The organism is Arthrobacter nitrophenolicus, assembly GCF_000332815.1.
In the GTDB taxonomy this organism is placed as follows: domain Bacteria; phylum Actinomycetota; class Actinomycetes; order Actinomycetales; family Micrococcaceae; genus Arthrobacter; species Arthrobacter nitrophenolicus.
Genome location: NZ_AOFD01000050.1, coordinates 23,033 through 29,342, shown reverse-complemented (window position 1 = coordinate 29,342; position 6,310 = coordinate 23,033). Strand labels below are relative to the sequence as shown.

Annotated in this window: 9 protein-coding genes; all 9 read left to right on the top strand. The window is 68.7% G+C overall.

The features are described from left to right. The coding region (locus G205_RS23100) for a PfkB family carbohydrate kinase (protein WP_235046996.1) at positions 1-325 on the top strand (325 nt) is incomplete at its 5' end. Further along, positions 298-744, top strand: a complete 447-nt coding sequence (locus G205_RS23095) for a PfkB family carbohydrate kinase (RefSeq protein ID WP_235046994.1) — start codon at positions 298-300, stop codon at positions 742-744. The genes G205_RS23100 and G205_RS23095, both read left to right, overlap by 28 nt. A 41-nt stretch (positions 745-785) precedes the next feature. Continuing rightward, on the top strand, positions 786-1,670 hold the full coding sequence (locus G205_RS16020) for a tagatose-1,6-bisphosphate aldolase (RefSeq protein WP_009358905.1): 885 nt from the start codon (positions 786-788) through the stop codon (positions 1,668-1,670). A 98-nt stretch (positions 1,671-1,768) separates the two neighbouring features. After that, the gene (locus G205_RS16015) at positions 1,769-3,055 is read left to right on the top strand and encodes an ABC transporter substrate-binding protein (protein WP_035753435.1); all 1,287 of its coding nucleotides are present in this window, start codon (positions 1,769-1,771) and stop codon (positions 3,053-3,055) included. After that, a complete protein-coding gene (locus G205_RS23090) occupies positions 3,052-3,651 on the top strand; it encodes a carbohydrate ABC transporter permease (protein ID WP_235046993.1) in 600 nt (199 codons plus the stop codon). The genes G205_RS16015 and G205_RS23090 overlap by 4 nt, the downstream gene beginning before the upstream one ends. Further along, positions 3,612-4,013 (top strand): carbohydrate ABC transporter permease, encoded by a 402-nt coding sequence (locus G205_RS23085; RefSeq protein ID WP_235046991.1) that lies wholly within the window; start codon positions 3,612-3,614, stop codon positions 4,011-4,013. Before G205_RS23090 ends, G205_RS23085 begins: the two co-directional genes overlap by 40 nt. Positions 4,014-4,017: 4 nt before the next feature. Beyond that, positions 4,018-4,296, top strand: coding sequence for an ABC transporter permease family protein (locus tag G205_RS23080; protein WP_235046989.1), 279 nt, complete (start codon positions 4,018-4,020; stop codon positions 4,294-4,296). Beyond that, the gene (locus tag G205_RS16005; protein WP_235046987.1) at positions 4,284-4,874 is read left to right on the top strand and encodes a carbohydrate ABC transporter permease; all 591 of its coding nucleotides are present in this window, start codon (positions 4,284-4,286) and stop codon (positions 4,872-4,874) included. The genes G205_RS23080 and G205_RS16005 overlap by 13 nt, the downstream gene beginning before the upstream one ends. Then, positions 4,871-6,310, top strand: a complete 1,440-nt coding sequence (locus G205_RS16000; protein ID WP_009358903.1) for an NAD-dependent succinate-semialdehyde dehydrogenase — start codon at positions 4,871-4,873, stop codon at positions 6,308-6,310. The genes G205_RS16005 and G205_RS16000 overlap by 4 nt, the downstream gene beginning before the upstream one ends.

Genomic DNA, 6,310 nt, shown 5'->3' with positions numbered 1-6,310 from the left:
CGCCGTTGCGGCGGCGCGGGCCGGAGCCCGGACAGCCTTCGCGGGCGTCCTGGGCACCGACGAGGAAGGCGACCGGATCGTGGCCGGCCTCGAGGCCGAGGGCGTGGACACGTCCGCCGTCATCCGCGACCCCGGCGTCAAGACCGGCGCCAGCGTGATCGTGGTCAGCCGGGCCACCGAGAGCCGCGCCATCGTCACCCGGCCGGTCCCGCCCGTCAGCTTCCCCGCCGGCAGCCGCTTCGCCGAACTGCTGCCGTCCGCAGCGTGGGTCCACGTGGACCACCTGGCTGGAACGCCGTGGCCGGCGCCGGGGCGGATGGACTGAAGATCAGCGTTGACGCCGGAAACCCCATCCCGTCCTTCAGCCCGCGGGGCGTCGCACTGTATGTCCCCACCATCGAAAGGCTCCGCGCCGAGTACGGCGAGGACCTCTCCCCCGGGGACCTCCTGGGGAAGGCGGTGGACGACGGCGCTTCCGCCGTCGTCGCCACCGCCGGCTCCGAGGGTGCCTGGGTCCTGGAACGCGGCGGCGAGCCGGTCCACGTTCCCGCCACCCCGGCCACCATCGTGTCAACCCTGGGCGCCGGCGACGTGTACCACGGAGCACTCCTCGCCGCCGTCGCGGCGGGCCTGCACCTAGTGGATGCCGCCGCCTTCGCCGGCCGCACCGCCGCAGCCTCCTGCGCGGGGCTGGACGGCCGCTCCATGATCCCCCGCCAGGCCATCAGCCCTGTCCCTGCCTAACCATCGTTCCCACCACAACGTCTAGCTGAAAGAAGCAGCCCATGAGCCCCACAGACCTTTCCCCGCTGCAACGCCCGTCCGGCGCGTTCGCCATGCTCGCCGTGGACCAGCGCGAAGCCATGCGCAACATGTTCGCCGAGCACACGGACCAGCCCGTCACGGACGAGGACCTCCGGAACTTCAAGCTCGAAGCCGCCCGTATCCTCACCCCCTATGCCTCCGGCATCCTGATCGACCGGCAGTTCGCCCTGGACCAGGCCATCGAGGCCGGCGTGGTGGACCCGAACTGCGGCCTCATCGCCTCCGCCGACCACTTCGAATCCGCACACGGCGAACTCGTGGGCGAGGTGACCATCGACCGACTGGTGGATCCGCACAAGTACGCGGCCCTGGGCGTGAAGGCGCTGAAGCTGCTGGTGCTGTACCGTCCCGACGAGCCCGCCGAGGGCCGGGTGGAGATGGTGCGCGAGTTCGTGGAGCGCTGCAAGTCCGCCGGGCTGATCAGCATCATCGAACCGGTCTCCCGCAAGCCCCTGGCCGGCGGCGACTTCGACTGGAATGCCGGCATCCTGGCCGCCGCCAAGGAACTGGGCAGCCTGGGGGCGGACCTCTACAAGGCCGAGGTCCCCTACAAGGGCCAGGCCTCCGAGGCCGAGGTCCGCGCCGCCTGCGCCGAGCTCACCAAAGCCATCGACGGCCCCTGGGTGGTCCTGTCCTCCGGGGTCCCGGAGGACGTGTTCCCGGACGCCGTGCGGTGGGCCTGCCTGGAAGGCGCCAGCGGCTTCCTGTCCGGACGCGCCGTCTGGGCGTCCTGCATCGGCGCCCCCGACGTCGTCGAGTCCCTGTCCACCGACGCCGTCCGCCGGCTGCAGCGCCTCTGCGCGGTGGTTGACGACGTCGTCTCTACCCAGCGGACGAATGCATGACCCCAGCCCTCAACCTCCCGGGGATTCCCGTCACCGTCCGGTGACCCCCCCATCCAGCCAGCAAATAAGGCACAGCAACACTCAACGAGGAGATTATTGTGAGTCAGATTTCACGCAGGCAGGCCATGGCCGTCCTTGGAGCCCTGGGCCTCGGCGCCACCGCGGCAGCGTGCGCCGGACCCGGCGGTTCCACCACCCCCGGCGGGGCCACCGGCCCTGCCGCCCCGGCCACCGGCGACATCACCGGCAAAGTGTCCTTCGCCCACTGGCGCGGCGAGGACAAGGCCGTGTTCGACGAACTGATCAAGCGGTTCGCGGCAATGCACGACGGCGTGGAGGTGGCCCAGGACATTTCCACCTCCAACGACTACAACGCCCAGGCGCTGCAGAAGCTGCGCGGCGGCTCCATCGGCGACGCGTTCGCCACCTTCCGCGGCGCACAGTTCAAGAACTTCACAGAAGCCGGCATCTACACCGACCTCAAGGGCAGCAAGGCCGTCTCCAACTATGAGGACAGCCTGCTCTCCGCCGGCAAGTCGGGCGACAACGTGCTGGGCCTGCCCTACCAGGTGGTGTTCCCGATGCCCATGGCCAACGTGGACCTGTTCGACAAGGCCGGCGCCGACCTCGCCCCCAAGGACTGGGACTCCTTCCTGGCCATGTGCGAGAAGCTGGCGTCCTCCGGCGTGGTGCCCATCTCCTGGCCCGGCGGCGACGTGGGCAACGGCGGTCAGCTGTTCAACTGCATGATCGCCAACAACGGCCCGGTGGATGACATGTGCGCCCAGATCGAGCAGGGCAAGCTGAAGGTCACCGACGACTGGTTCATCAAGATGCTCAACCAGTACAAGGACCTGGTCCCGTTCCTGCAGCCCAACGCCACCGGTACCGCGGTGGAGCCGGCGCAGAACCTGTTCTCGCAGGGCAAGGCCGCCATGCTGGCCACCGGTTCGTACCACATCGCCGCGGTCCGCGGCCTGGGCGCCCAGTTCCCCATCGAGCTGGTGTTCCCCAACACCTCGGACGGCAACGCCAAGTACGAAGGCGTCTACAACGCCACCTTCATCCTGGGCGTCAACTCCGCGAGCAAGAACCAGGCCGCCGCGGCGGCGTGGATCGACTTCCTGTCGGAGCCGGAGAACGCCGCCTACTACGCCAACGAGACGGCGCAGCACGTGTCCGTGAAGGACGTGGAGTACACCAACCCGGACCTGAAGCGCCTGAGCCCGTGGCTGGAGAAGAAGACCGCCCTGGCCGCCCGGTTCCAGTTCCTGAATTTGGATGTCCGCAACGCGGTGGAGGCCAGCGCCACGGCCGTCATCTCCGGCACCAGCCCGGAGCAGGCAGCCGAAGCCGCCCAGAAGATTGTTGACGAGCGGCTATGAGCACCCCCACCGGAACGGCGGCCAAGCGGAAAACGCCGCACCGCCATACCGGCGCCGACGAGGCCAAGGTGCGCCGCCGCTCCCCCACCCGGGTGAATCCGGCGCTGTACCTCTTCCCGCTGCCCGCCGTCGCCGTCATTGCCTTCTTCCTGGTGATGCCCACGCTGCAGGCCTTCCAGTACGCCATCACGGACTGGAACGGCTTCTCCGCGGCCTTCAACTACGTGGGGCTGGACAACTTCGTCCGGGCGTTCACCAGCGACTCGCTGTTCATCAACGCAATGACCAACAACCTGAAGTTCATGCTGCTGGTGGTCATCGCGCAGACGCTGTTCTCGCTGATCCTCGCGCTGCTCCTGACGAAGAACTCCCGCGGCAGCATCCTGCTCCGCGCCCTGTTCTTCTTCCCCACCATCCTGTCCTCCGTGTCCGTGGCCTTCATCTGGAAGTTCATCTACGACCCCAACTTCGGCCTGGCCAACTCGGTCCTGGGCTCAGTGGGCCTGGAGGCCCTGCAGGGCTCCTACCTGGCAACAACGCCCAGGCCCTGTACTGGGTGGCCGTCACCCAGGTGTGGTTCCACGCCGGGCAGATGATGGTGGTGTACATCGCCGGCCTGCAGTCCATCCCGCGTGAACTCTACGAGGCCGCCGAAATGGACGGCGCCGGCCGGTGGCAGCAGTTCAAGTCCATCACCTGGCCGTTCGTGGCCCCGGCAACGGCCATCGTGGTGGCCTACACCACGGTCCAGTCGTTCAAGGCCTTCGACCTGATCCTGGGCATCGCGGGCAACCCGCCCAAACAGTCCCTGGACATCCTCTCCACGCGTATCTACAGCACCTTTGCCAACTCGGAGTTCGGCTACGCCGCGGCCCAGTCGATCATCTTCATGGCGATGATCGCCCTGGTCACCTGGCTCCAGCGCCGGCTGCTCCGGCTGACCCCGAAGGGGGAATGACAGCATGCTCGCCTCAATCAGCCGCCGTGCCATCCTGGGCATCTACGCCATCATCATCATCGTTCCGCTGACGGTGGTCGGCTTCGGCAGCTTCAAGTCCACGCAGGAACTGTTCGCCGGACCCTTCAGCCTGCCGCAGTCCCTGTCCCCCGCCAACTATGCAGAGGTCATCGGCGGCCAGGACCTCGGCACGTCGTTCTGGAACAGCGTCATCGTCACCGCCATCTCCGTGCCGCTCACCCTGTTCCTGGCCAGCCTGGCCGCTACGCCGTGTCCCGCCTGAAGGGGTTCGTGTCCTGGGCCATCTTCGGATTCCTGGTCCTGGGCATGGCCATCCCGGCGCAGGCCAACATGGTGCCCCTCTATGTGCTGTTCGGCCGGCTGGGCCTGCTGGACAACCTGGCGGGCCTGGTCCTGGCCAACGTGGTGTCCACCCTGCCCATCGCCGTCTTCATCCTGGGCGGGTTCATGCGGACCCTGCCCAAGGAGCTCTATGAAGCATCCTCGATTGACGGGAGCGGGCCCTGGAAGACCTACGCCTCCATCGCCCTGCCGCTGTCCGCACCGTCCATCGCCGCCGCCGCCATCTTCCTGTTCGTCATCCACTGGAACGAGCTGCTCTACCCGCTGCTGTTCATCCAGTCCCCCGGCAACCGCACCCTGCCGCTGGCACTGCTGAGCTTCCAGGGCGAGTTCCAGACCGACTACCCGCTGCTTTTCGCCGGCGTCATCCTGGCCTCCCTGCCCGTGGTGGTGGCGTACGTCTTCCTGCAGCGGTACTTCGTTGCAGGTATCACCGCCGGCGCCAGCAAGCTGAGCACCCCGGCCCCCTGCCCGCCCAACGAAAGGCACCATCCGTGAATTTGAAATCAGCCGGCCACCTGGTGAACGGCTCCTGGCACTCCGCCGGCAGCACCAAGGACGTGACGGACCCCGGCAACGGCAGCACCGTGGGCGAGGTGGCCTGGGGCACCGGCGAGGATGCAACCCGGGCCGCGGACGCCGCGGCGCAGGCGTTCGGGTCCTGGTCCCGCACCACGGCCCGGACCCGGGCCGACCTGCTGCGCAACGCCGCAGACCTGCTGGCCGAACGCCGCGACGAACTCGCGCACACCCTGGCGCTGGAGGCAGGCAAACGGCTCCCCGAAGCCCAGGGCGAAGTGGACTTCTCCGTGGAATACTTCCGCTGGTTCGCCGAGGAAGTCCGCCGCGCCACGGGCACCATCAGCCCGCCCGAGCTGCAGGGCCGCCGCCACCTCAGCAGCCGCAAGCCCATCGGCGTGGCCCTCAGCCTGACGCCGTGGAACTTCCCGGTGTCCATCCAGGCCCGCAAGCTCGCCGCCATGCTCGCCGCCGGCTGCACCGTGGTGGGCCGGGTGTCCGAGAAAGCGCCGCTTGCCGCCACTGGCCTGTTCGAGGTCCTGCACGACGCCGGGTTCCCGGCCGGCGTGCTCAACCTGGTCCACGGTCCCTCCCGCGAGATCACCGCCGCCCTGCTGTCCCACCCCGCTGTGCGGGCCGTCAGTTTCACCGGTTCCACCGGAGTGGGCCGGCAAATCATGGCCTCCGCCGCCGAACGCGTGGTCCGGCCGCTGCTGGAACTGGGCGGCAATGCCCCGTTCATCGTCTTCGAGGACGCGGACCTGGACGCCGCCGTCGAGGGTGCAGTGCTGGGCCGGCTCCGCAACACAGGCCAGTCCTGCGTCGCGGCCAACCGCTTCCTGGTCCAGGACAGCATCGCCGACGAGTTCGCCGCAAAGCTGGGTGCGCGCTTTGATGCCATGAGCATCGGGCACGGCGTTCCCGACGGCGGCGCACCGGTCCCGGACCTGGGCCCCGTAATCGACGCGGACCGGGTGTCCGCCGTGCAGGCGCTGGTGGACGACGCCCTGAACCGCGGCGCGCGCCGCGTCACGCAGCGGACCGACGTGCCCGGCACGGGGTCCTTCCTGGCGCCCACGCTGCTGGCGGATGTTCCCGACGACGCCCCGCTGGTTGGCGAGGAAGTGTTCGGCCCGGCCGCCGGCGTCGTCACCTTCGCCACGGAGGACGAGGCAATCCGGAAGGCCAACGCCACCGAAATGGGCCTCGCCGCCTACGTGTGGAGCGGCAGCCCGAAGCGCGGCTGGGAAATCCCGGAACGGCTCGAGGCCGGCATCGTGGGCGTCAACGACCCCCTGCCGTCCGTGGCGTTCGCGCCCATGGGCGGCGCCAAGCAGTCCGGCCTGGGCCGGGAAGGATCAAGCCTGGGCCTGGAGGAATTCGAGGAGGTCCAGTACGTGGCCTGGAGGCCGTAA